General features: G+C 59.1%; 24 protein-coding genes and 1 pseudogene. 16 read left to right on the top strand and 9 right to left on the bottom strand.

The features are described 5' to 3' along the window. Positions 1-58 precede the first annotated feature (58 nt). The 7 genes from BJ928_RS24125 to BJ928_RS24095 all read left to right on the top strand — a co-directional run bounded on the left by BJ928_RS24125 (position 59) and on the right by BJ928_RS24095 (position 7,626). Complete coding sequence (locus BJ928_RS24125; protein WP_047632760.1) at positions 59-1,657, top strand: ABC transporter substrate-binding protein; 1,599 nt, start codon at positions 59-61, stop codon at positions 1,655-1,657. Continuing rightward, entirely contained in the window at positions 1,654-2,667 is a 1,014-nt protein-coding gene (locus tag BJ928_RS24120; RefSeq protein WP_047632758.1) for an ABC transporter permease, read from the top strand. Before BJ928_RS24125 ends, BJ928_RS24120 begins: the two co-directional genes overlap by 4 nt. Then, entirely contained in the window at positions 2,664-3,566 is a 903-nt protein-coding gene (gene nikC, locus BJ928_RS24115; protein WP_120296668.1) for a nickel transporter permease, read from the top strand. Before BJ928_RS24120 ends, nikC begins: the two co-directional genes overlap by 4 nt. Before the next feature lie 3 nt (positions 3,567-3,569). Continuing rightward, entirely contained in the window at positions 3,570-4,397 is an 828-nt protein-coding gene (locus BJ928_RS24110; protein ID WP_047632753.1) for an ABC transporter ATP-binding protein, read from the top strand. Next, positions 4,394-5,143 (top strand): ABC transporter ATP-binding protein, encoded by a 750-nt coding sequence (locus BJ928_RS24105; RefSeq protein ID WP_047632751.1) that lies wholly within the window; start codon positions 4,394-4,396, stop codon positions 5,141-5,143. The genes BJ928_RS24110 and BJ928_RS24105 overlap by 4 nt, the downstream gene beginning before the upstream one ends. Before the next feature lie 20 nt (positions 5,144-5,163). Then, entirely contained in the window at positions 5,164-6,672 is a 1,509-nt protein-coding gene (locus tag BJ928_RS24100) for a serine hydrolase domain-containing protein (RefSeq protein ID WP_047632749.1), read from the top strand. A gap of 69 nt (positions 6,673-6,741) precedes the next feature. Next, complete coding sequence (locus BJ928_RS24095; protein WP_047632746.1) at positions 6,742-7,626, top strand: LysR substrate-binding domain-containing protein; 885 nt, start codon at positions 6,742-6,744, stop codon at positions 7,624-7,626. A gap of 23 nt (positions 7,627-7,649) precedes the next feature. On the opposite strand, the gene BJ928_RS24090 is transcribed toward BJ928_RS24095, so the two are convergent. After that, on the bottom strand, positions 7,650-8,516 hold the full coding sequence (locus BJ928_RS24090; protein ID WP_047632744.1) for a D-amino-acid transaminase: 867 nt from the start codon (positions 8,514-8,516) through the stop codon (positions 7,650-7,652). Between the two features lie 36 nt (positions 8,517-8,552). Beyond that, entirely contained in the window at positions 8,553-9,599 is a 1,047-nt protein-coding gene (locus BJ928_RS24085; RefSeq protein ID WP_047632742.1) for a P1 family peptidase, read from the bottom strand. A 107-nt stretch (positions 9,600-9,706) separates the two neighbouring features. Between BJ928_RS24085 and BJ928_RS39400 the strand changes: the two are divergent. From BJ928_RS39400 to BJ928_RS24070, 3 genes and pseudogenes are all read left to right on the top strand, one after another. Continuing rightward, positions 9,707-9,817, top strand: a pseudogene (locus tag BJ928_RS39400) (methylmalonyl-CoA epimerase); the annotation flags it as partial. Positions 9,818-10,230: 413 nt separating this feature from the next. After that, entirely contained in the window at positions 10,231-10,644 is a 414-nt protein-coding gene (locus BJ928_RS24075; protein ID WP_047632740.1) for a hypothetical protein, read from the top strand. 393 nt (positions 10,645-11,037) lie between these two features. Next, entirely contained in the window at positions 11,038-11,343 is a 306-nt protein-coding gene (locus BJ928_RS24070) for a hypothetical protein (RefSeq protein WP_047632739.1), read from the top strand. 52 nt (positions 11,344-11,395) lie between these two features. Here BJ928_RS24070 and BJ928_RS24065 read toward each other — a convergent pair whose 3' ends face one another. Together BJ928_RS24065 and BJ928_RS24060 are read right to left on the bottom strand one after the other, a co-directional pair. Then, positions 11,396-12,190 (bottom strand): ChbG/HpnK family deacetylase, encoded by a 795-nt coding sequence (locus BJ928_RS24065; protein ID WP_063769465.1) that lies wholly within the window; start codon positions 12,188-12,190, stop codon positions 11,396-11,398. Then, the gene (locus tag BJ928_RS24060) at positions 12,190-13,140 is read right to left on the bottom strand and encodes a glycosyltransferase family 2 protein (protein WP_047632737.1); all 951 of its coding nucleotides are present in this window, start codon (positions 13,138-13,140) and stop codon (positions 12,190-12,192) included. The genes BJ928_RS24065 and BJ928_RS24060 overlap by 1 nt, the downstream gene beginning before the upstream one ends. Positions 13,141-13,366: 226 nt before the next feature. On the opposite strand from BJ928_RS24060, the gene BJ928_RS24055 reads away from it, so the two are divergent. Next, complete coding sequence (locus BJ928_RS24055) at positions 13,367-14,842, top strand: glycosyltransferase family 39 protein (RefSeq protein ID WP_047632736.1); 1,476 nt, start codon at positions 13,367-13,369, stop codon at positions 14,840-14,842. A gap of 38 nt (positions 14,843-14,880) precedes the next feature. On the opposite strand, the gene BJ928_RS24050 is transcribed toward BJ928_RS24055, so the two are convergent. From BJ928_RS24050 to BJ928_RS38585, 3 genes are all read right to left on the bottom strand, one after another. Continuing rightward, positions 14,881-16,191: a nitrate/sulfonate/bicarbonate ABC transporter ATP-binding protein gene (locus BJ928_RS24050; protein WP_047632733.1), complete on the bottom strand. Its 1,311-nt coding sequence runs from the start codon at positions 16,189-16,191 to the stop codon at positions 14,881-14,883. A 30-nt stretch (positions 16,192-16,221) separates the two neighbouring features. Next, a complete protein-coding gene (locus tag BJ928_RS24045) occupies positions 16,222-17,955 on the bottom strand; it encodes an ABC transporter permease subunit (protein WP_047632730.1) in 1,734 nt (577 codons plus the stop codon). Between the two features lie 110 nt (positions 17,956-18,065). Continuing rightward, positions 18,066-18,392, bottom strand: a complete 327-nt coding sequence (locus BJ928_RS38585) for a hypothetical protein (RefSeq protein WP_147413936.1) — start codon at positions 18,390-18,392, stop codon at positions 18,066-18,068. Here BJ928_RS38585 and BJ928_RS24040 point away from each other — a divergent pair. The 4 genes from BJ928_RS24040 (at position 18,383) to BJ928_RS24025 (ending at position 21,096) form a co-directional block, all read left to right on the top strand. After that, a complete protein-coding gene (locus BJ928_RS24040) occupies positions 18,383-19,255 on the top strand; it encodes an acyl-CoA thioester hydrolase/BAAT C-terminal domain-containing protein (RefSeq protein ID WP_052227757.1) in 873 nt (290 codons plus the stop codon). The genes BJ928_RS38585 and BJ928_RS24040 overlap by 10 nt on opposite strands. A 171-nt stretch (positions 19,256-19,426) precedes the next feature. Continuing rightward, entirely contained in the window at positions 19,427-19,897 is a 471-nt protein-coding gene (locus BJ928_RS24035) for a hypothetical protein (protein WP_047632728.1), read from the top strand. A gap of 188 nt (positions 19,898-20,085) precedes the next feature. Continuing rightward, the gene (locus BJ928_RS24030; protein WP_047632727.1) at positions 20,086-20,400 is read left to right on the top strand and encodes a hypothetical protein; all 315 of its coding nucleotides are present in this window, start codon (positions 20,086-20,088) and stop codon (positions 20,398-20,400) included. A 183-nt stretch (positions 20,401-20,583) separates the two neighbouring features. Further along, positions 20,584-21,096 (top strand): GNAT family N-acetyltransferase, encoded by a 513-nt coding sequence (locus tag BJ928_RS24025; protein WP_052227755.1) that lies wholly within the window; start codon positions 20,584-20,586, stop codon positions 21,094-21,096. A 59-nt stretch (positions 21,097-21,155) separates the two neighbouring features. Here BJ928_RS24025 and BJ928_RS24020 read toward each other — a convergent pair whose 3' ends face one another. Continuing rightward, positions 21,156-22,295, bottom strand: coding sequence for an HPP family protein (locus BJ928_RS24020; protein ID WP_047632726.1), 1,140 nt, complete (start codon positions 22,293-22,295; stop codon positions 21,156-21,158). Between the two features lie 51 nt (positions 22,296-22,346). Next, on the bottom strand, positions 22,347-23,252 hold the full coding sequence (locus BJ928_RS24015) for a LysR family transcriptional regulator (RefSeq protein ID WP_047632725.1): 906 nt from the start codon (positions 23,250-23,252) through the stop codon (positions 22,347-22,349). On the opposite strand from BJ928_RS24015, the gene BJ928_RS24010 reads away from it, so the two are divergent. After that, complete coding sequence (locus tag BJ928_RS24010; RefSeq protein ID WP_348628248.1) at positions 23,245-24,051, top strand: 5-formyltetrahydrofolate cyclo-ligase; 807 nt, start codon at positions 23,245-23,247, stop codon at positions 24,049-24,051. The genes BJ928_RS24015 and BJ928_RS24010 overlap by 8 nt on opposite strands. Positions 24,052-24,233: the final 182 nt, after the last annotated feature.

Raw genomic sequence — 24,233 nt, 5'->3', positions numbered from 1 at the left:
CCAAGCCTTGGCTGCCTGGCACAGGACTTGGTTGCACGAGTGAAAAAGGGGATTTCACATGGTTTCCAGACGCCAGTTTCTCATCGGCAGCGGCACGCTGCCCTTCCTGTCCTACCTCGATCTTGCGCAGACGGCATTTGCCGCGACACCGAAAGACGTGCTGGTCGTTGCCCAGCAGCTCGACAACATGACGAGCCTCGACCCGCATGAAAGCTTCGAAGCCGTCGGCGGCGAAGTGATCAGCAACATGTACCAGAAGCTGGTGCGCCCCAACACCGATGATCCCTCCAAGGTCGATCCGGTTCTGGCAGCATCCTGGCAGGCCGATGCCGACGACAAGGTCTTTACCTTCAAGCTTGCCAAGGCATCCTTCGCAAGTGGCTCGCCGGTCACGGCAGAAGACGTCGCCTTCTCGCTGCATCGCGCGATCAAGATGAACAAGGGCGCGGCCTTCATCATCAATCAGTTCGGCTTCACGCCGGAGAATGTCGAAAGCCGCATCGTCGCCACCGACGCCGAAACGCTGATGCTGACGACCGAGAAGCCGACCGCCATCGCCTTCCTGCTCTATTGCCTCTCGGCCAACATCGCTGCCGTCGTCGAAAAGAAGGTCGTGCTCGCCAACGAGACGAATGGCGATATGGGCAATGCCTGGCTGCAGAAGAACAGCGCCGGCTCCGGCAGCTTCCAGCTGCAGTCCTGGAAGGCGAGCGAAGCCATATCGCTGACCCTCAACCCGCACGGCCCCTACAAGGGCAATCTGAAGCGCGTCATCCTGCGCCACGTCACCGATCCGGCCTCGCAGCTCCTGATGCTGAAGAAGGGCGATGTCGATATCGCCCGCGACCTGACCTCCGAGCAGCTTCGCACCATCCAGAACGATGCCGAGTTCACGCTGGTGACCAAGAGCATCGCTTCGCTGGTTCTGATCTCGCTCAACCAAGGCGTCGCCAACCTCGCAAAGCCGCAGGTCTGGCAGGCGGTCAAGTGGGCGCTCGACTACAAGGGCATGCAGGAAAATATCGTACCGCTGACCCACAAGATCCACCAGAGCTTCGAGCCGGAAGGTTTCCCGGCCGCAATCAGCGACACGCCGTTCCAGAAGGATATCGCAAAGGCCAAGGCACTAATGGCCGAAGCCGGACTGGCGGATGGTTTCGACGTGACGATGGACCACTATGCCGCTCAGCCCTATCCGGACCTCGCTCAGGCCATCCAGGCCAATCTCGCCGAAATCGGTATTCGCGTGAAGCTGCAGTCCGCCGAGAACCGGCAGGTGCTGACCAAGATGCGCGCCCGCCAGCACGAGATGGCACTTTCCGCATGGGGAACGGACTATTTCGATCCGAACTCCAACGGCGAAGTCTTCACCATCAACAAGGACAATTCCGACGACGCCAAGAGCAAGCCGTTCCTGTGGCGTTCGCGCTACAAGAACGACGATTTTGCCGCCAAGGCGGAAGCTGCTCGAGACGAGAAGGACCCGGCCAAGCGCATCGCCCTTTATGAAGAGCTGCAGCGCGAGCATATGCAGAACAGCCCCTTTGTCTTCATGTTCCAGACAGTAAGGACCGCGGCCTGCCGCAAGGGTGTGTCCGGCTTCCAGCTCGGCGCTCTTTCGGAAGCCAATTCCTATCAGGAGACCAGCAAGGCTTGACCCGACGGATCAAATCCTTCACCGCCATTCTAAGCAGCGTCGTCCTGACGCTGCTTGGTCTGACGATTGTCACCTTCCTCATCGGCCGCGTCATGCCGGTCGATCCGGTCATTGCGGCCGTCGGCGACAATGCGCCCGAGGCGGTGGTCGTACGCGTGCGCGCGGAAATGGGCCTCGATCAGCCCCTTCCCGTGCAGTTCCTGCACTATCTGAACCAGCTTGTGCATGGCGATCTCGGCATGTCGGTGCTGACGAAAAATCCGGTATCGCAGGATATCGCCCGCTTCTTCCCGGCAACCTTCGAGCTCGCGACTGCTGCCCTTATCCTTGCCGCCATCATCGGCATTCCGCTCGGCGTCTGGGCAGCCGTGAAAAAAGGCACGATTACGGATCAGGCGATCCGCGTCGTCTGCCTTGCCGGCCATTCCATCCCGGTTTTCATGCTCTCGCTCATCTCGCTGCTGGTCTTCTATTCGGCACTCGGGATCGCGCCCGGCCCGGGACGGCAGGACATCATTTATGACGGAATGATCACTCCGGTTACCGGACTGCTTTCCGTCGACACGCTCCTTGCCGGCGATCTCGACGCCTTCTGGGATGCGCTCGCGCATATGGCACAGCCGGTCTGCATTCTTGCCTATTTCAGTATGGCCTACATCGCCCGCATGACGCGCGCCTTCATGATCGACGCGCTAAAAGGCGAATTTGTCATAACTGCGCGCGCCAAGGGTCTGTCGCTGAGCCGGGTCATCTGGGGACATGCCTTCCCGACCGTCGCGGTGCAGTTGGTGACTGTGCTCGCACTCACCTATGCGGGATTGCTGGAAGGCGCCGTCGTGACCGAAACTGTCTTTTCCTGGCCCGGTATCGGTCAGTATCTGACCGCATCGCTCATGAATGGCGACATGAATCCCGTCATCGGCACAACTCTCCTGATCGGTATCATCTATGTGGGGCTGAACCTCATCGCCGATCTCTTCTATCGTCTGCTCGACCCAAGGGTGCGCTGATGCTTGCAACCTTTCGCAATTGGGCACTCGACGAGTCCCCCACATCCCGACGCCAGGCAGCCTGGGGCGATCGCTATCGCATCTGGCTGGGCCTGAAGGGCAATGCCCTCGGCATGATCGGCCTTTCGATCATCGTGCTATTCATCCTGCTTGCGGTTTTCGCGCCGTGGCTCGCCACGCATGATCCCGCAGCCCAGGATTTGGCAAACAGGCTCGCGCGACCGAGCGCTGCCCATTGGCTCGGCACGGACGAACTCGGCCGCGATATCTATTCCCGTCTTCTTTATGGCGGTCGCGTCACGCTCGGCATGGTCATTGCCGTCGTGGTTCTCGTTGCGCCGATCGGCCTCGCCATCGGCTGCATCGCCGGCTATTTCGGCGGCATAGTCGATACCGCGCTGATGCGCCTCACCGACATCTTTCTTGCTTTTCCCCGGCTCGTGCTGGCGCTTGCCTTCGTGGCGGCGCTGAAACCGGGTGTCGAAAGTGCCGTGCTTGCGATCGCGCTCACCGCCTGGCCGCCTTACGCCCGGCTGGCGCGCGCCGAAACACTCACCGTGCGCGGCGCCGATTTCATCGCCGCATACCGCCTGACGGGCGCGTCCTCCTGGCGCATCATCATGCGCCATATCGCGCCGCTCTGCGTGCCGAGCCTCATCGTTCGCGTCACGCTCGACATGAGCTCCATCATCATCACCGCGGCAAGCCTCGGCTTCCTCGGCATGGGCGCACAGCCGCCCTCGCCGGAATGGGGTGCGATGATCGCAACAGCCAAGCGTTTCATCTTCGAGCAATGGTGGGTCGCGACGATCCCCGGTATCGCCATCTTCCTCGTCTCGCTCGCCTTCAATTTCCTGGGCGACGCGCTGCGCGACGTGCTCGATCCGAAGGGAGACTGATCCATGTTGGTCGAGATCGACAATCTGCGCATCGGCTTCAAGACGCGCACCGGCTTCGCACCGGCCGTCAAGGGCATCTCGCTTCGCCTTGGTGCCGAGAAGCTCGGGATCGTCGGCGAGAGCGGCTCCGGCAAGAGCCTGACGGCGCGCGCGCTGATGAAATTGCTGCCAAAACAGACCCGCATCGAGGCGGACAAGCTTGCATTCGACGGCATCGATATCCTGTCGGCCAGCGAAAGACAGATGCGCACCATCCGCGGCAAGCGGGCGGGTTTCATCCTGCAGGATCCGAAATATTCGCTCAACCCCGTCAAGACCATCGGCAATCAGGTTGCCGAGGCATGGCGGACACATAAGGGCGGCAGCCGCCGGGAAGCTGCGGACGCGGCCGCCAATCTGCTCGAACAGGTCAAGATCCGCAATCCGAAAGCCGTTGCCGCCTCTTATCCGCATGAGGTCTCCGGCGGCATGGGCCAGCGCGTGATGATCGCGATGATGCTGGCGCCGGACCCCGAATTGCTCATCGCGGACGAGCCGACAAGCGCTCTCGACGCGTCGGTACAGGCGGAAATCCTGCGGCTGATCGAAGAGCTCGTCTCAGAGCGCTCGATGGGACTATTGCTCATCAGCCATGATCTGCCGCTCGTCTCGCACTTCTGCGACCGGGTCGCTGTCATGTATTCCGGGCGTGTCATGGAGGAACTCAAGGCTTCGGAGCTGCTTTCCGCCGCCCATCCCTATACGCGCGGCCTGCTGAACTGCATTCCTTCGCTGACCCATCCGAAGGAACGGCTGCCCATTCTCGAGCGTGACCCGGAGTGGCTGAAATGACGATAGAGATCGATAATCTGCGGATACGCTTCGGCGAGCGCGAAGTCGTCAAGGGCGTCTCCTTCCAGGTGGAGGAAGGCGGCAGTTTCGGCATCGTCGGCGAAAGCGGCTCGGGCAAATCGACCGTGTTGCGCGCCATGGCCGGCCTGAACACCAGCTGGCTCGGCCGTATCGCCTTCAATGGAGAGGATGCACCGCAGCATCGCACGCCCGATTTCTTTCGCAAGGTGCAGATGGTCTTTCAAGACCCTTATGGCTCACTGCATCCGCGCCAGACAATAGACCGTATCCTGAGCGAGCTGCCGCTCGTTCACCGCATGGGCGACATCGACCGGCGCATCGCGTCAGCGCTCTCCGATGTCGCCCTGCCCCAAAGCGCCCGCTTCCGCTATCCGCACCAGCTCTCGGGCGGCCAGCGGCAGCGCGTCGCCATCGCGCGTGCCTTGATCGCAGAACCGAAAATCCTGCTGCTCGATGAGCCGACGAGCGCGCTCGATGTCTCCGTCCAGGCCGAGATCCTCAATCTGCTCTCCGACCTGCGCGCGGAAAGGAAGCTTACCTATGTGATGGTCAGCCACAATCTCGGCGTCATCGCCCATCTATGCACGCGGGTCGGCGTGATGATCGACGGCCAGATGGTCGAACAGCTTACGGCTGACGATTTGCGGCATGGCAATGTCAGCCACCCTCACACGCGGGAGCTGCGCCGGCTGAGCGTCGAGTTCGAGGAAGCGGAACCGGTTTAATCTGCATTTGCGAGGCACGCATGTCCGAAACGGCACACTGGAAGGCGGCGCAGGAATGCGCTGCCCAATTCACTCAAAATTGGAGCAATGACGAGCCGGGCGGCGCCGTCATCGGTTTTGATGCGCAGGGCATCCGCTTTGCCGAAGCCGGCGGCGTCGAAAGCCTCTCGACACTGGCGCCTTTCACCGCCGCAAGCGTCGTGCGCTATGCCTCGGTCACGAAGCATGCCTTCTGCGCCCTCGTGCTCGAACACTCCGACAAGATCGGCCTCGATGATCCTCTGGGCCAGCATCTGCCCGAACTGCAGGCGCCCCTTCGCGACGTCACCGTCGGTCGCGCTCTCGACATGAGCGGCGGCCTGCCCGATACGCGCGAGTGCCTGTCGCTGTTCGGGCTGTCCGTCTACACCGAGACCAAGGCCGGTCCGCTGCTCGACTTCCTCGTGCGCCAGACGCGATTGAACTATGACGCCGGCACCGAGATCTCTTACTCCAATACGGGCTATCGTCTCGTCGAAGCCGCGCTCGAACGACGGGGCGTGTTTTTCCGAGACTACGTTCGTGAGCGCGGCGCACAGGCCGGTGCGGTACTGGACGCGCCTGACGTCTGGAACGATCCTGTCATCGGTCTGGTCCCGGGTTATTGGCGAGATGGAGAGCGCTGGCAGCTTTCGGCCGCCGGCCTGCATATCTCCGCCTCCGGCAGTATGACCGGAAGCGGCGAAAGCCTCACCAAGTGGCTGATCGCCCTCCTCGAAGGCAAGGGAGCTCTCGACGGCATCCTGGAGCGATTGTCGGCGCCACGGCAGCTTGCCGATGGCCGGACGAGCGGCTATGGGCTCGGTTTGCGTCAGAGCCTGCTCGGCAATCGCACCTTCATCGGACACGGCGGCTCCCACCCTGGCTACAAGAGCTATTTCCTGCTCGATCCCGCCAGGAAAACCGGCTTCGTGATTGTATCCAATCGCGAGGATACCAACGGCTACAAGATCGCCCTCGAATCCATGGCGGCATTAACTGGGGACGACTTACCGCGTCCGTCGTCAGCTCTTCGTGACGGCACTTATGCCACGGAAAGCGGGCCGTGGTGGATCAAGGTGGCGGGAAGCACGGTAACGTATCTCGACGCCGACGAAACGGTCTATGAAGACGACGGTCCCTGGGTTTCCTCGCGCTCTGCTTCATCGCCGATGCGGCTGAAGATGGAGGGTGAAGATATCGTCGGGGAAGTCGGCCACGCGCAGCGCCGCTTCCATCCGGTCCGGGAGCAGGAAGCGCCGGCCTCCCTGTCCGGCGTCTGGAACTCGCCTGAAGGTGCCCGTTTCGAGATCGAAAACGGCAGCGTTATCATGGGTATAGGCCCGGTACGCCATCGCATGCCCTTGCGCGCGCTGGGCAACGGACGGTTCCTATTCACCCTGGTCGACGGTCCATGGACCAAGCGGGTATGCCTCAATCTCCTGGAGGAAGACCGGCTGGAACTAGTGCTGGCCCGGGCAAGAATGATCGAGTACCGCCGCGCCGGGTGATTGCATTCCCAGCTCATTCGGGTCAAGGAGAAGCCGGCTTAGAGGGCCGGTTTCTCTTGGGAGCTTCGAGTGGAAGTCAAATGGCTTGAAGATTTTCTGGCGCTGGCACGGACGCTGAACTTTTCGAAGGCGGCCGACGAGCGCCATGTGACGCAATCGGCCTTCAGCCGCCGCATCCGGCAACTGGAAGGCTGGGTCGGGACGAGCCTGATCGACCGGGCCACCTACCCTTCACGTCTGACTGTGGCAGGCGAGCGCTTTGTGCCGGTGGCGGAACAGGCGCTACAAGCGCTTTATCAGGCGCGTCGCAATCTCCAGCATGAGGACGGCACCGATGCGCGCACGGTGACCCTCACGGCGCTGCACACCCTGTCCTTTACCTTTTTTCCGACCTGGCTGAGCCGGCTCAACGCACACATCGGGCCGATCGTGTCGCATCTGCGGGCCGATTCCGGCACCATGGAAGAAAATCTGAACTCTCTGATCGATGGAGAATGCGATTTTCTTCTGACCTACCAGCACCTGCAGGTGCCGATGTTGCTCGACCCGCAATTCGAACATCATACGCTCGGTCGGGAGAAGATCCTGCCCATCAGCGCGCCCGGCGCGGACGGCACGCCGTTGCATCGCATCGAACCCGGCTTCAGCCATGTCAGTTACCAGAAGACGTCCTTCTTCGGGCAGTTGGTGGCGGGCACTATCGGCGAACGTCTACCGACCGAAAATCGCGTGCATGTCGGCAGCATGTCGGTCGGCCTGAAAGGAATGGTCGCCGCCGGATTCGGCCTTGCCTGGGTCCCCGAAAGCCTCGTCAAAGCGGAACTCGCCGACGGCCGGCTGGTTTACGCAGCCGATCGCGAATGGAACATCGACGTGGAAATCCGCGTCTATCGCTCCCGTGAGAACCGCCGTCCGATCGTCAAGCGCGTCTGGTCGATGCTGGACAAGCCCTGACGATCGGGACTCATTGCAGCGGATCAGACCGCCGTGCGGCGCGCATTCTCCATATAAAGCGCGCGCAGACGCTTGAACATCGGCCCTGGCGTACCGTCGCCAACCGCTGCCCCATCGATATTCGTAATGGAGACGATGAAGTTCGAAGCGCTCGTCAGCCAGACTTCGGCGGCAGCCTTTGCCTCGTCGACGGAGAATGGTCGCTCCTCCAGTGCCAGCCCCGCTTCGCGCGCCAGATCCAGAATGGCGAGCCGCGTGCATCCCGGCAAGGTCGCCTGGCTGTTGGCGCGCGTCACGATGCGGCCATCGCGAGTGACGATGTAGCCCGTCGAGGACGCGCCTTCCGTCACAAGGCCGTTCTCGACGAGCCATGCCTCATCGAAGCCCTCAGCCTTGGCGGCGCGTTTGGCCATGACCTGCGGCAGCAGGCAGACACTTTTGATATCGCGCCGCGCCCAGCGCTGATCCGGCATGGACTTGACCTTGAGGCCCTTTTCGACGGCGACGACATGCTCCAGCGTCTTCGCCTGCGTGAAGATCACCAATGTCGGCGGCAGGTCCTCGGCGTAGAAGAAATTACGGTCCTCGGCGCCGCGCGTGTACTGGAGATAGACGACGCCCTCGGTAAGCTGGTTTTCGCTTACGAGGCGCTTTTCGATCTCGACGATCTCGTCGGTCGTGATCGGCAGGCGGCCGCCGATTTCGCCGACGCTGCGCTCGAGCCTTGCCATATGCAGGGCGCTATCGATCAGCTTGCCGTCCAGGACGGCGGTGACTTCGTAGATGCCGTCGCCGAACAGAAAGCCACGGTCGAAAATGGAAAGATGCGCCTCGTTTTCAGGCAAAAAGGCGCCGTTCAGATAAACGGTGCGGATCGTCGGGGCAGACATGTAAACTCCGTAAAATGCGGGATGGCGGAATGACGTTCAGCGATGAACGGAATGGGGAAGGCTGATGGCTTTGACCGTGGAGCTCTTGCCGGTTGCGGCATTGAACCCAGTTGTCTCGATCGCCATGGCGAGCGAATTGAGGATCGCCTCCTCGGTGGCTTCGATTGCGGCTTCGAAGAGCGGCGATACGACGTCGTTGCTTAATGATGGAACCGCGCTCACGCCCTTGCGGCGCTCAGGGGTACGACGCACGGCCTCAGCTGTCGAAAAGGCCAGTGAATAATCGCCCGAACCGTTGCTCAGCGCCGCGCCGGTGCGCGCAAGGCCGCCAAAACAGCGATGCGCCAGTCTTTCGAGATTGCGCGAGCAAAGCGGAGCATCGGTCGCAAGCACGATGACGATGGAACCGTCCTTGTCGTGCTCGGCGAGCGTTGCATAATCGCGACCGGCAATGATGAGATGACCACCGTAATTCGATTGCACAAGCACGCCGAGCCGATAGGTTTCGTCGCCGATAGGGACAAGACGCGAGCTGGTGCCGATACCGCCCTTCAGGCCGAAGGCGACCGTTCCGGTCCCGGCGCCGACGGCGCCCTCCTCGACCGTCCCTGACGTTGCGCCGTCGATCGCTTGCGAAATTTCATCGATGCTCGGGCGAGCGGCGCGAATATCGTTGAGACGGGAATCATTGGTCTCTCCGACCACCGCGTTGATCGACACCACCTTCTCATTGCCATGCTCAGCGAGCGTGTGGCGGATGATGGCCTCGATGCCGCGTCCGACCGCTAGAGTGTTTGTCAGGACGATCGGCGTTTCGATCTCGCCGAGTTCGGCGATCTGGGTGGAACCGGCAAACTTTCCGAAGCCGTTCAAGACGGCGAATCCGGCGGGCACCTTATCCTGAAAGAGATTGCCGCGATGCGGCAGGATCGCCGTTGCGCCCGTGCGCGTCCGCTCGCCTTCATGGCATGTGACATGCCCGATGCGCACACCATCGACATCGGTGATCGCATTCAGCGGCCCGGGTTCGAAGTGGCCGGGCGCAAAGCCAAGCTCGCGAATTCTATGGCGTTTCTGGTCCATTGCTCATGCCTTACAAAGATGTGCGACATTACTCTGCCGCCAGGCCGGAAGGCATAACAAAAATGGAATAGTTCCAGACCGGCTTTGCAAAGGCGGAGGCTATATGCGCCGGTATCCGCATTCTCGACAATGGCAAACCAAAGATTGGCACACATGGAAAACCTGTCGTGTTTGCCTTTCCCAACGACTTTCAAGGAACGCTCACCGGACTTGAACAGAGCATCTCTCTTCACGGCAATTCCTATCTCAGTGTGGAATACAGCCCCGAAAGGAGAATGTTTGAGATCGTGTCCACACCTCCCTCGTCGCCGCAAGCCTGTCCTGCCCCCTTTCGGGTCATATCGCGCACGATGTAGCTGATCACAGTTGGGCCAACATGATGGAAGGGCGGTCGCCATCCCGGCAGTATGAATAGCGGGGTTGAAGATAGCGAGGATACAAAGCTTACAGTAGAATAAAACTATTCCGTTGGGGCTCCGTGGCTCCCAGCAAAAGTAACTCTCGCTAGATTCCATGACTATTTTTGGTTCTATAAATAATTATTCTGACATGCTTTTTGCAGCGGATTATCAACTGGCGATGGATTCCTAGAATCTGCCCGGAGTGATTCCGCTAATTGGGAGAGTTTAAAATGAAAAGAATCTTGAAGGCCTTACCAGCGATTGTTTTTACCGCAGCCCTCGCCTCGACTTCAGCAGCCTGGGCGTCGGGATTCGACAACATCATCATCTCGAACACCAAGGGTGCCGATACCACGCAGACGACGCTTCCTGCGGATAGCGCTGCGATCTATCTTTCCGCGGATGTTTCAGATGACGTTGACTCCGGCTCGAAAATTACCGTCACCTGGGTCGCCGTCGATACCAATGGCGTGGCTCCGCCGAATTACAAGATCGACGAAGCCAGCTTCGATATCGGCTCGCTGGAAAGTCATGTCGACGCGTCGCTTAGCAAACCCAATGCCGGTTTCCCCGTCGGCAAATACGAGGCGGTCATTTCTGTGGACGGCAAAGTGATGGAGACCGTCGACTTTTCCATCAAGTAGTTCATCTCGCCCACCTGGTTCGGGTGATTTGACAGGCTTGCCAATCGCAGCGTCGACAAATCCTGCGGCGATCTCCTTGCTTGGTCACCTTCAATGACCGAGCAGCCGTTTTCGGCGTACTACTGAAAGCTATCTGCAGCGTCTGCCGCAAAAGGGCGACGCAGACGCTGCAGTTCGCCTTTGCGGACGACACGCTCAGGCATTGCCCGCGGAATTATTGCTGCGATGAAAGAGTGACCGCACGCATCGAGGATCGCGTTGGGCCCCATCCAGCAAGGCGCCAAGCGACCAGCCTTGCCGCATCCGGCTCACCCATTGGGCGTGCAAAGTTTGAGTTGACCGCTTTCGCCGACAAGGCGACACTGACAATCGCAGCAGGCAGGAGGAAAAGCGATGGACGAGCCAGACCGCTGGCGCCATATGGCGAGCGCACCGAAAGACGGCAGCCGGATACTCATCACCATCCGCCCCTCCGAGCAGGGACCGGCAGAAGTTGACCTCGCATATTGGTCGAATGGCGATCAGTTCGGCGCGGAAGGGTGGCGCGCATCGGATTCCTCGCCCGGCCGCATTGTCGAATATGCCGAGCCGGAATTGAAGTGTTGGATGCCGATGCCCTCAGCCAATCTCAATCGCACCTCGATGCCATCTCCCTGGGAAGGCGAGGATGCCCAGCAGCTCGACGGATCGGGCATCTAGCAATTCGCATCGGCATAGATGCGTGGAGATCGCCGAACCCCGCAGTTTGCGTTCAGGCGCGAAGCGAAATATCGCCTCTCAAGGCTTCGAATTCCACCAATCGCGCCTGAACCATTTGATCGCGGCCGACAAGAGTTTCATCAATCAAGCCCGGATGACACATGACAATCGCATTCTTCAGAATGCCGCTTTCCAGCTGATTGACAATCTTGTGGAAGTCGCCCGGGCGCTGCCAATTGTAAAATCCCGCCAAAGGACCGCGAATAGGAAAGCCCGCTGCCGCCATGCGCCGATTGAACCCTGCCGCGATCAACGCAACGAAGGCGATCTTCGCCTTGATCCTGGCATCCGTGGCAAAGCGTATCGAGGGGGCTCCACGCAACCACGGCAGGCGCCCCGCATGCTCGAGCCTATGCAGCCGCGTCTCCAGCCAACGGCGTACGACAGGCAGGAAATGCACATGCTGATGCCCGTCGATGAAATCGGGAAGCCGTCCCATGCCGTCGACGAAGCGCTCAAGCTGAGCATCGAGCTCCGCGTCGATCATCGTCTGATCGAGCTTGCGCTGGAGGCTTGCGGAAAGCAGGCGCGGAAGCGGTGGCAAATTCCCGTCCGTGCTTGGGCGGGATAGCGGAGCAAAATCCGTCAGCGTAAGGTGCAAACCTATGTTGATCCCGGGCGCCGGACCGAGCTCGCGAAGCAATTGCGCTTGCTCCGGCCATTCCGGGAAAAGCGTCATGCACCCGGTACCGGTCAACCTGTCACAACGGATTAATTCCCTGATGGCGGCGCTGACGCTAGGCGAAATGCCGTAGTCGTCGGCAATAACGGTGATCTGGGGCGCCATCACGCTACATCGTCCGACCGGTGTATCCGCCGCACGACATAAAGCGGCCGGTCCTTTACCTCGCCGATCGTCACCCAAATATATTCGCCGAGCAGACCGAGAAGGGCAAGATTGAAGCCGCCCAGTACAGAAATCGACGCCATTAGGCTCGGATAGCCCGGCACATCGGTGCCGAACAACAAAGCCTCAACGATGATTTCGGCGCCGTAAAACACACCGAGGACACCGATGATCACGCCGACGACCGATATCGAGCGCAGTGGCAATGCCGAAAATGAGGTGATGCCTTCGAGTGAAAGGGCTGCCAGGCCACGCTTTGACCATTTGGTCTCGCCTGCCGCCCGCGGGGCGGGAATATAGGGCACGCCTTTTTGCTTGAACCCCATCCAGGCATAAAGCCCCTTGTTGAAGCGCCGCTTGTCGCGGATGCTCAAAAGAGCCGTCGCCACCTGTCGGCGCATGATACGAAAATCGCCGGCGTTCTCCGGCATGTCGAAGCGCTGACCGGCATTGATCACCCGGTAGAAAAGCTTGCTGCCAATCGCCTTTGTCCAGGATTCGCGCATTCGGTCGCGTCGCACGGAATAAACGACGTCGAGATCATCGTCAGCCAGCAAAGTCGAGATAAGCTCGATGCAGACCTCGTAGGGATGCTGCAAATCGGCATCCACGGTCAGAACAAAGTCGCCCCTGCTTTCTTCAATGCCCGAGAAAAGCGCTATCTCCTTGCCGAAGTTGCGGCTGAGCTCGACAATCCGCCAATTGCCATCAAGCGACTCTCGATATCGGCTGATGCTATCGTCCGTGCTGCCGTCATCGACGAGAACAACCTCCAGATCCAGGCCAAAACGGCTTTTGACGTCACGGGCTAGCGCCCTCGTGAATTGTCCGAAGGCTTCGGCCGAGGCCTGCTCGTTCAGAAAAGGGGCGACAAGAGATAATACTGGCACTTTCCACTCGCATTGACGAAATAAATTCACCTGGTTTTGGATTAAGCCTTGGCATACTCCACTGAATTAAAACTGAGTTTCATGGTAGGCGCTGCTGCTATTTGATCGCAAATGTGACACAAGATGCCGGCCATAACGGACGCTTGAAGAAACGATGAATTAAAGTATTTTTCTGCCGCATTTCGCCGTGCGCATTGCGACAGCTCTAAACTTGAAGGAATGATTTTTGCCAACGGCTTCCAGCAGCATTTTCCAACGCCCCACGAATGTCCTGTGGCTTTTCATTGCTTTTCAAATCGTTCTTCTAACAATCGTCCCGACGGTATTCAGCTCCGCGCCGCCGCTCGACGTCGTCGAGGGCTGGACCTGGGCTCCCCACTGGCTGATCGGCACCTACAAGCACCCGCCCGGGCCTGCCTGGTCGATCGAAATCATGCATTATCTGATACCCGGTTACTTCTTAGGCCCTTTCCTGCTCTCACAGATTGCTGTAGCCCTAACTTATTTGTTCGTCTATCTTACTGGTTGTATTTTCATGAGCCGGTGGCAGGCATTGGCCGGCACGCTGCTACTGACCGGATCGCTATATTTTAGCTATTTTACTACGCAGTTTAATCACAATGTCCTGCAGCTGCCATTTTGGGCGGCAATTATTCTAGTTTTTGCAAATATAATGAGGAGCCCGGCAAAGACGTCGCTCTGGGTTATGCTTGGCGTGCTCGTCGGCGCGGGCATGTACGCCAAATATTCCGTATGCGTCATCGCGATCACGACGGCAGTCGCCGGTATCGTCTTTGCTGATGTCAGATCGCAATTCAGGACGGCGAGGCCCTATCTTGCGGTTGCGATCGCCGGACTGATCTTCCTCCCTCATGTCCTTTGGTTGTTTCACACCGACTTCCTCACCTTCAAATATGTCTCGAATCGCACCGCCGGTCGCAGATTTTCCGAAGAGCCATTCATATTCCTGCTCACTCAAATCCTCACTCACCTGCCGATGCTCATCCTCCTGAGTTGTGTTGGCCTTTCGAGCCTTCGCGCCGAACGTGACCGCAACACTCTCCCTGCGACGAAGCTATTTCTGCGGCTATTTACCTTCATACCCCTGGGGATGCTGGTCGTTGGCGCACTGGTAAGCGGAAAAGGCCTCGTCAGCATGTGGGGAATGCCGATGTTCACCACCGTCGGGCTCTGGCTGATCGCCGAAATTGGACGCGATTGGAACGGCGCCATGACCAGACGCCTGGCGGCGGGCGCTGTCGTATTTGTTTCCCTTGCCGCGCTTGTCTTCATTGGCGAAGTCGTCTGGTCAAAATCGCATAGACCGAAAAAAACGGCGTGGCCGATGCAGGAGCTTGCGGATAAGGCAAATACAATCTGGAAAGCCGAAGTCGATACGCCCTTGCAAATTACAGGCGGATCGATGTGGCTTGCAGGTCTCGTTTCGCTCGGCTTGCCGCAAAAACCCGATGTGGCCGTAGAGAACGATCTCCGGCTCTCACCGTGGGTTACGGCCGACGACGTCGCGACAAAGGGCATGCTCTACCTGTCTGACGAAAAGGATGCTCAATTGCCACCTTATTGCGGTGTTCACGGGGCAGGCCACGAGATCCAGCTTTCGAACCGGAACATTCCGCCGATCTATGCCACGGTCTGCCGTCCGATAACCGCGCCCGCTCAACCCTCGCCTTCCAAGTCTTGAACCGGGAAGGCGAGCCCGCCCATCGCGGCGTGGCTCCCTTATTGCGGGTTCTCGAGGCTGAATAGTTCCGTCTGTTCATCATAGGCAAACAGCTCTGCATAGCGTGCCCATGATACGACGGCATTCAAGGTCTCATCGGCATAATCTTCGGACATGTAGTCTTCCAACTCATTTCGAAACCTCGCCGCTGGCGCCGTATGGCTCGAGCGCTCGTCCAGCACCCGGCGAATGAGCCCGATCAACGGCACATAGGCGAGAAGGTGCTCGGCGAAAAGCTTCTTGCGCGCATCCGTTTCGAGATTTGCGAAACGTTTGCCTTCCTCGGTCAGGACGATGTCGCCTTCGCTCAACTGAGCAAGCCTGAGCAACTGCAAAGCTTCGCCGATATGAAACAGTTCGTCGGCTTCCATCTGCAACACGTTCGCCACAACAGGCAGATCCGCCCGGCCGTTATAGGGTTCGCCCGCAAGAGCCTCGATCAAGCCCGACAGAACGTTGGTGGAAATCGCGTTGAGGATCATCCCGACACCGGTGCCGGGTATGCCTTCCTTCGAAGTTGCCCGTGGCTCGGCTCGCTGAGTCATGCGGGCATAGATCGTTTCGACCAATTGCCGGAATGCGGGATCGAGCCTGTTGCGTGGATGCGGCAAGCTGACCTTGTATTCCTGTGCGACCCGACCGGGGTTGGCGGAAAACACGAGAATGCGATCGCACATCAGCACCGCCTCCTCGATATTATGGGTCACGATCAGCACCGACTTGATCGGCAGGCGCCCCTCGATCCACAGATCGATCATGTCCGTGCGCAACGTTTCGGCGGTGAGGACATCCAGCGCGGAAAACGGTTCGTCCATCAACATCAAGTCGGGGTGAACGACGAGCGCGCGTGCAAATCCGACGCGCTGGCGCATACCGCCGGAAAGCTCTTTCGGAAAGGCGTTTTCAAAACCATCAAGGCCGATCAAGTCGATGGCGGCCAGCGCCCGTTTGCGCCTCTCGCCTCGATCGACCTTTTGCGCCTCGAGCCCGAACTCGACGTTTTGAAGCACGGTCAGCCAGGGGAAGAGCGCAAAGGACTGAAACACCATCGCCACATCATCGGGCGGGCCCTGAATGGCCTCGCCACGGCATTGCGCGCTGCCCGAGGACGGCTCGATCAAGCCTGCAATGATCCGGAGCAATGTGGACTTTCCCGACCCGGAGCGCCCCAGCAGCCCGACGATCTCGCCTTCTGAAATCGTCAGATCGACGTCTTCTAGCACGACGACGTTCTTGCCGCCGCCCTTCGGAAACGAACGGCTGACATTCCGGATATCGATGAGTGTCGTCTTCTTCGATTGGTCGAGCATGACGGTAGTCCCTTGATCAAATTATCCGGATTAACCCAAACGCAAACGACGTTCGCCAAAGGCATAAAGGGGGCGCCAGAACAAGCGATTGAATAGGGTGACGAAAATACACATCACCGCAATGCCGAGCACCACACGCGGGAAGTCGCCTGCCGTGGTCGCGTTCGCGATATAGGAGCCAAGTCCGCGCGTCGTCAGCTGCGTATCGCCCCAACTCGCGACCTCTGCAACGATGCTAGCGTTCCACGAGCCGCCGGACGCCGTGATGGCACCGGTTATGTAGTAGGGGAGAATGCCCGGCAGGATCACCTTGAACCACCAGCGCCAGCCTTTGATATGAAAGCTGCTGGCGGCCTCCTTGAGATCGCTCGGAAAGGCGCTCGCACCCGCGATAACGTTGAAGAGAATGTACCACTGCGTGCCGAGAATCATCAGCGGGCTCAGCCAGATATCGGCGCTGAGGTTGAAATGAACGATCAGCACGACAACGACCGGAAACGCGATATTGGCAGGGAATGCGGCCAAAAACTGCGCCAATGGCTGAACCTTTTCGGAAAGCTTGGGCCGCAACCCGATCCATACCCCGATCGGCACCCAGATAATCGTCGCAATCGCCATCAGGACGATGACGCGCAACAGCGTGATGAAGCCATCGACGACGGCAGTGACCACATCCGCCCAGCCGATGTTGGCTCGCAAATATTCAACGCTCAAATAAGCCGCGTAGGCTGCCCCGGCGATAACGATCGCAATCCAGATCCAGTCGATCACGCGGGAGGCTTCCGGGTTGGCCTTGCCGGAGCCGAGGCGCGGCAGTGCCGGCATGCGGAGATCCCAGACCAGACGCATGACCCACTTGAACGGCACGAGGAGCAAGCGAATGGCGCGTGCGCGCCGAAGCAGATCGAGCATCCAGGAGGTCGGCTCGGTGCCGGACGAGGTCGTTTCAAAGCGGAACTTGTCGGCCCATGCCACAAGCGGGCGGAACAGGAGCTGGTCATAGAGGATGACGACCAGCAGCATGGCGATGACGGCATAAAGCACGGCCGTAATATCCTGCTGCTTTATTGCGAGCGCCACATAGGAGCCTATTCCCGGCAAGGTAATGGTCGTGTCGCCGACGGTGATCGCCTCGGACGCGACCACGAAAAACCAGCCGCCGGACATCGACATCATCGTGTTCCAGACAAGGCCCGGCATGGCGAAGGGAACGTCGAGACGCCAGAAGCGCTGCCAATTGGTCAGATGAAAGCTCTTGGTCGCCTCTTCAAGGTCCTTCGGCTGACTGCGCATGGACTGATACATGCTGAACGTCATATTCCAGGCCTGGCTGGTGAAGATGGCGAATACAGAAGCGAGTTCGGCACCCAGCACGCTGCCCGGGAACAAATTGAGAAAGAAGGTGACGGTGAAGGTAAGAAAGCCGAGAATCGGCACCGATTGAAGTATGTCGAGGATGGGGATCATCACCATCTCTGCCCGACGACTTTTGGCGGCGATGGCGGCGTAGATGAAGGTGAATATCAGCGACACGATGATTGCAAGCAACATGCGCAGCATGGTGCGCAGGGCATAAATTGGCAGATTGGCCGGATCAAGCGACATGGGGGTGGCGCTGAGCGTCGACAGGGGCAACGTGGTGACCCGCTCGCCGTACGCAATCAGGACAATGGCCCCAACAACCAAAAGCAGCGCTATCAGGTCCCATAGACTTGGCAGGATGGATTGCCTGGCCGCCAATAGCGATGGCCTTTGGAAGTTCATCAAAGTTCCTCCCTAACCGCTTGATAAAAAGTGCGTAAAGACATCTATGGGTGATCGGCTTTATGCTGGGGCGTATTAGCCGAGAACTTAGTTCGAGTAAGATGACGGTATCATGACAGAGACCGATCACGGAACGATGCGGCACGGCGATTTTCAGATCTCAATTTTCGATCATATTTCAACTCCGACAGAGCCGTGAAAGCTATCCTGCTCGCGGGAGTGGCTAGCAAGTCGCCGAAGTCGCCGAAATGATCGTTACAGGTGATCCAAATATGGCCGCGATGGACCGGAGAAGCATGACGGAAAACGATTGAGTTGGTATCCTCGACGACACGGATGCCAGAAGAAATCTTTCCGTTGACAATCTTCCGCCCCGTGGCGTCGAGGATATCCAGCACCGAACCCGACGTTAACCCCGGAGAGATCGATGCAGACATACGAACGAATCGCAGTCGCCGGGAGAGTAAGCGGCGAGCTTCTGACGCCGGCCCGGCAGAGCGAATGGGGCCTCGTCGTCCTCGGCGGATCGAGTGGGCGCGTCGATGTCCAGAGAGCCTCTCTCTTCGCCGATCTGGGCGTCACCGCACTGGCCCTGAGATGGTTCGGCGGAGCGGATCAAACTCCTGGCATCTGCGAAATACCGCTGGAGACGTTTGTCGACGGCGTGGACGAACTTCAACGACATGGCTGCAAACGTATCGCGATCATCGCAACGTCAAAAGGAGCGGAAGCCGCCCTGCTCACTGCGACTTTGGACGAGCGCATACAAGCCGTTTTCGCCATCAGCCCATCCTCGGTCGTGTGGGGCAACATCGGACCGGGCTTTGACGGAGTGTCCTGGCCGGAGCGCTCGTCATGGACCTGGAGGGGTATGCCGCTTCCCTTTGTGCCTGCTGACCCATCCTGGCTGAAGGAATACCGTCAAGGGCTGATTGCATATCGGGGTCTCTTCATGCACTGCCTGCAGCAATTCAGCTCTTCGGTTCCGGCGGCAACGATTCCAGTGGAGAATATCGAAGCTCAAGTGATCCTGATTGCCGGCGGAACCGATGCCCTGTGGCCATCGGACCTGTTCGCTCACGAGATCTTCAATCGACGGCGCGCATTCGGAACGGACACCGAACTGATCCTCGATCCAGATGCGGGTCATCGCATTCTTCTTCCCGGAGAAACCACGCCAAGATCATCATTACATGCGCATGGCGGCAGCGATGAGGCTGATGCAAGGCTTGGTCTTGCTGCCTGGGCCGCAATCGCCCGAACTCTCGGTTTGCCCGACAGGGAACCCACCCCGACGTGACAGAGGTTTGAGAGGCGAAACGAATGTCTGTCATGAAATGGCGCAGCACACAGATCTAAATCCGCGACGCCTACCCATATTTGAACGGTCGATCCCGCTCGACACAGGTTCGCAACGCAACCATATTCACGCGACGACCAACCAACCAGCGGCAATGTGAAGCATTCAAAGATGGTCATCAAACGTCAAACCGGATCTCTCCTGCAGTTCCTCTTGCTGCCTCTGCGGCTCGTCATAGCCGTGCTCGTCATCATCAGCGAGATCGCCCGACCGGTGTATCGGCCGCTGGTGAATTGGTTCTCTTCGCTCTCCGTCGTCAAGCATTTCGGGGATTTTGTCGCTTCATTGCCGCGAGCCGTCATTCTCGTCCTCTTCGTCGTGCCGCTCGCGATTGCCGAACCCTTGAAGATCTATGCCCTGTTTGTCATCGCCAGGGGCCATGTGATCTCCGGCCTGGTCATCATCGCGGCCGCCTATCTGATGAGCTTCCTTTTGGTTGAGCGCCTTTTCCATGCAGGCCGCGAGAAATTGCTGACCTATGGTTGGCTCAGATGGATCATGGATCGCGTCGAAACCGTTCGACGCTGGGTCGCCGAGATGAAGGAAAGCGTTATGGCGACGGTACACGCGTGGCTTGGATAGCCGCAGTCCGCTTGAGAGTGTTGCGCGCAACCGGTCATATGCCTTTCGACGTCAACATCCTTGATCGCGCCGCAGCACTTTACGATGCGCCTTTGGCCCGCGTGCAGGCGTGAAAGAGTTTGCCTTGACTCCATTTGGCCGCGGGCCAACCTTGACGCGAGGACTTCGCTGCGATTCTTAGGATTACCGTGAGCGCCACGACAGATTTTATTGCAGACCTGGTGCGAGCGGCAAACAGCACCGAGAAACTGTCACCGAACGAAGTCAGCAACATGCTGGATAGATCGATGGATACAATCCGGCAACTGCGACGCGAATTGGGGATCGTCCCTGTGCCGGGCAAGGACGCGCTGATTTACATCCAAAAGGTTGCGGCAGGAGCCGCGAAAGTGCCTCACGAGGAATGGCGTCACGGTCTTTTACATGCCGCCGAAATGATCCGAGATCTTCACATCGTCCGCGATACCGGTACCGAATTTCGAATTTCCGAAAGCAAATCCTGACCATTTTAGGCTGAGGCCTTCCTAAACTCGATCAGGATATCTGTCCTTGATGCCAGCACACTGAAAACGGCGGCGTCATGGCCCAGATGAAGTCGGGGCAGACAGGAGCTTTGTGTTTGTCGATTTCATCTCGGCTTGCCAAATTCAGAGGCTATGCTTTGCAGACGAAACCGAGGATACGTGATGTTTGAAATCCGCGAAATAACGAAGGCGGATAGCCTGGGTTTGATCCAGCTGTGGCGGACGACATGGACGGCGACCTATGGTCCGAGCCTCGGCGCCGATGTCCTGACCAGGATGCTGGCCGACCTCGACGAGAATGGGATCACGAGCATGCTGCCGGAGAAAGGAGAGCGCGGCTTCTGCATTGCGTCAGACGATTGCATTCTGGGCAGCACCATCATCATGGAACGCGGCAGTGTAGCATATCTCTGGGGCCTCTATATTCTGCCCGATCATCAGCGCTGCGGATTGGGCTCTCGCCTGCTGGCCAGAGCCCTGAGTGAAGTCCGGCCGGCCAAAACCGTGGAGGTAAGGGTTCTTCCGAGCAGCGAAGTGGCCCTGGCCTTTTACCGAAAACATGGCTTCAACGAGCTGGGACGAGAAACCACCGAGCTGCTTGCCGAAATCAGCGCCGAACTGATCGTCATGAGCGCCGATGCCGCCAGTTTGAATTCAGCCTTCCAAAGGTGCTGACGTTCGTATGCCGTGACACCGTCGAAGAGCCGTGGCGCCCTCCCGCAATGAGCGCTGCTTCAGGCTTTCGCGCTCACCCCGGACGCCGCCGATACCCGCTCGTCCTTGATCGACAACAATCGTGCCATAGCGCTCAAAAGATCTGTCTGCGATATTAAACCAAGGACGCGCCAGTCGGCATCGACGACGATGACCGCGTGCGTGCGCCCGTCCGTCAGGACAGGCAGCAGCGACAGGGCTGGATCGGCGACGGCGGCCACGGCCGGTTTCGATAACAAATGCGCGATAGGGTTCAGGCCTTCCGAGAGCTCGCGCAAGCCGATCGTTCCGACCAGGCGTCCTTCGCGATCCTTTACCGGCAACGTGCGAATATTGTGCTTCAACAGCAAATGCCGGGCGTGATCTGGATCTGCATCCTCGCCGATGGCGATGACGTCGCGCGACATGATATCGGCGCAGCTTATCTCCCCATGTGATCGTACGGCGGCCTGCAACTCGACCTGCCGCAAGAGGCGGCTGAGGTCTGCTCGATCGATATCGAAAGTCTCGTCGAGCACATCCAGGGCGGCATCGACATCCTCTTCCCGAAAGCCGACCCGCAAAGACGACGGCAGATCGCGCGTCTGATGGCTGTTCTCAACCGGCTTCGCGGCGACATGCGGATAATTGCGCCTGGAGAGTTTGTGAAAGGCCAATCCGAGACCGACAAGTATGCATGAATTCAGGGCGACCGGCACAAAGGGAAACAGGAAGCCCCAGCCGGCAACGACCGGGCCACCGAGAACGGCGGTCAAGGCCGCTGCGCCGCCCGGCGGATGAAGGCAACGCGTCAGCGACATGGCTCCGATCGCCAACGAAACGCCAACCCCTATCGCGATGATCGGGTCACGGATAAAATAGGCAGCCACGATACCCATCATGGCAGAGATGGTATTGCCGCCGATAATCGACCAGGGTTGGGCAAGCGGGCTTGCCGGAACCGCGAAAAGCAGCACTGCGGAGGCTCCCATCGGGGCGACGATCAGCGGAAGATGCGGCCCCTGTCCGAAAAGATAGCCGCTGATGACGCCAGTAAGGCCGATACCGATCAGGGCGCCAAGACACGCAATCAGCCGTTCGCGCAACGTTGCTCCAGCGAGGATCGGGAAAAACAATCGAAACCGGCTGGACCGTGCTCCGTGGGGCTCTGGATGCTGCATGATGAAACCAGTTTAGAAGAGGGAATGCGATAGAGAACGGCACGGCTTCAGCTAGTTCGGCGCGGGCGGCGGGCCTCTGCCTTTGGTGGCGCTCAGAACTTCGTGAAACGCACTAACCCCGCTCGGGCGGCCATTCTTGCGGGAGATAAGGATCGTGTCGACGACGGCAAGTTGATAGGTGGCTGACGTCGCCGGCCAGTGCATGAGGTCGAGGACCGATTTTGGCATGACACCGGCCGCGTTGCCGGCCGCCACGCTTGCGAGGATCGCGTGATAGGAGCCAAGTTCGGTCGTTGGCAGGACGATCGACTTGCGCGCCCAGCCTTCGGCAATCCTGCGATAGGTGCATCCGGGCTCTAGGGCTGCCATCGATCCGACCCGCAAATCGGCAGCCGTCTGGATCGATGGATGCCCGGATGGGAGGATCAGCAAGAGATCCTCGACAAACACCGCTTCGGCATCAAGTTGTTTCAGGTCGGCCTCAAAACCTGCATCTGCATCCAGCATCGCCTCTGGCGGCCGGGCAATCAGGGCGCAGTCCAAGACATTGTGGAGAACGTCTCGCGTCAGATCCCGGGAGGCGCCAAGCGTCAACTGGAGCGACACGTCCGGCCACATCTGGTTGAACTGGCTCAGCGCTGCAGGCAGCCGACTTGCCGCCGTACTTTCCATCGTCCCGACGCGCAGCATGCTCGACGGACGCAGAGGTCTGACTGCCTGGCGCGCTTCGAGTGCAAGCGCAACAAGACGGTCGGCATAGCCTCGAAACGTCTCGCCTTCCTTCGTCAGCGTCATCTTCTTGCCGTCGCGGCTGAAGAGCAAGACGCCCAGATAGTCCTCCAACTGCTGTATCCGCGTCGTCACATTCGACGGCACGCGTCCAACAGCTCTCGCCGCCTTGGTCACGCTGCGATGATCGGCGACGGCGAGAAATATCTCGATCGATGACATGTCCAATGGAAAGATCTCGATTCAGGAATTAAGTTGCCCTATCGTTCGCTATATAAAAACCATTGCCGCAGCTCAAGCATGTTTCGATGTCGAACCACGAAACGGGAGCTTGGAAGAGCAAATGACTAAATCAGACCGACACCGGAACGGCGAGACGGCTCGCGAATATGTGTCGCCGGCCTGTTTCCTGCACGAAGTCGACCCCGCTTGCAGCGGCTTATCGCCCAGCGACGACGAGGTGTCGACTATTTTCGCGTGGCGGAAGACACAGCGGCAAAGGCTGATCGACGACAGGAAAACGTTGCCGCTTGCACAACGGGAAGAACACACATGTTCGATTGTCGCCGCACTAGACCAGCTCGTCTTCGATGTCGACGGCAAGCAAATCAGCCTGTTTTGGCCCTTCCAGGGAGAACCGGATTTACGGGGATGGATGGCGACCTTGGCGGCGCGTGGCGCGGATTGCCTGTTGCCCGTGGTCATTGCCAAGGCGAAGCCGTTGATATTCCGGTCATGGAAAATGGGAGAACGGCTCGAACGTGGCGTTTGGAACATTCCGGTGCCGGCAAAAGGCAAGGAAGCCCTGCCCGAGATCGTCCTGGCGCCACTGGTCGGCTTCGATCGAGGTTGCTACCGTCTCGGTTACGGAGGGGGATTTTTCGACAGAACTCTCGCGGCACTCGAGAGCAAGCCCTTGATCATCGGCGTCGGCTTTGAATCGCAAAGGATCGAAACCATTCGTCCGCTTGCTCACGACATTCCCATGGATGTGATCGTTACGGAAATCGGACCGCGCTATCGATGAGGCCATCGATCCTCTCGCCCGCAAGCGAGCGGAGCCCTTTCGCTCGCTTCTTCCTGCCCAGCTCTCCGGCGCTGATCCTGCTCATATGCCAAACGGAGTGGCAGATCGCCCCATAAACGGGCGACGGCTTGCGCCTACGGTGAACATATCCAGCCACATTACCGCTCGACCCAATTGGCACA

It is taken from the genome of Rhizobium sp. WW_1 (assembly GCF_003610155.1).
Taxonomy (GTDB): domain Bacteria; phylum Pseudomonadota; class Alphaproteobacteria; order Rhizobiales; family Rhizobiaceae; genus Rhizobium; species Rhizobium tropici_A.
The sequence above is the reverse complement of the archived record's forward strand: the minus strand, read 5'-3'. Positions and strand labels throughout refer to the sequence as shown.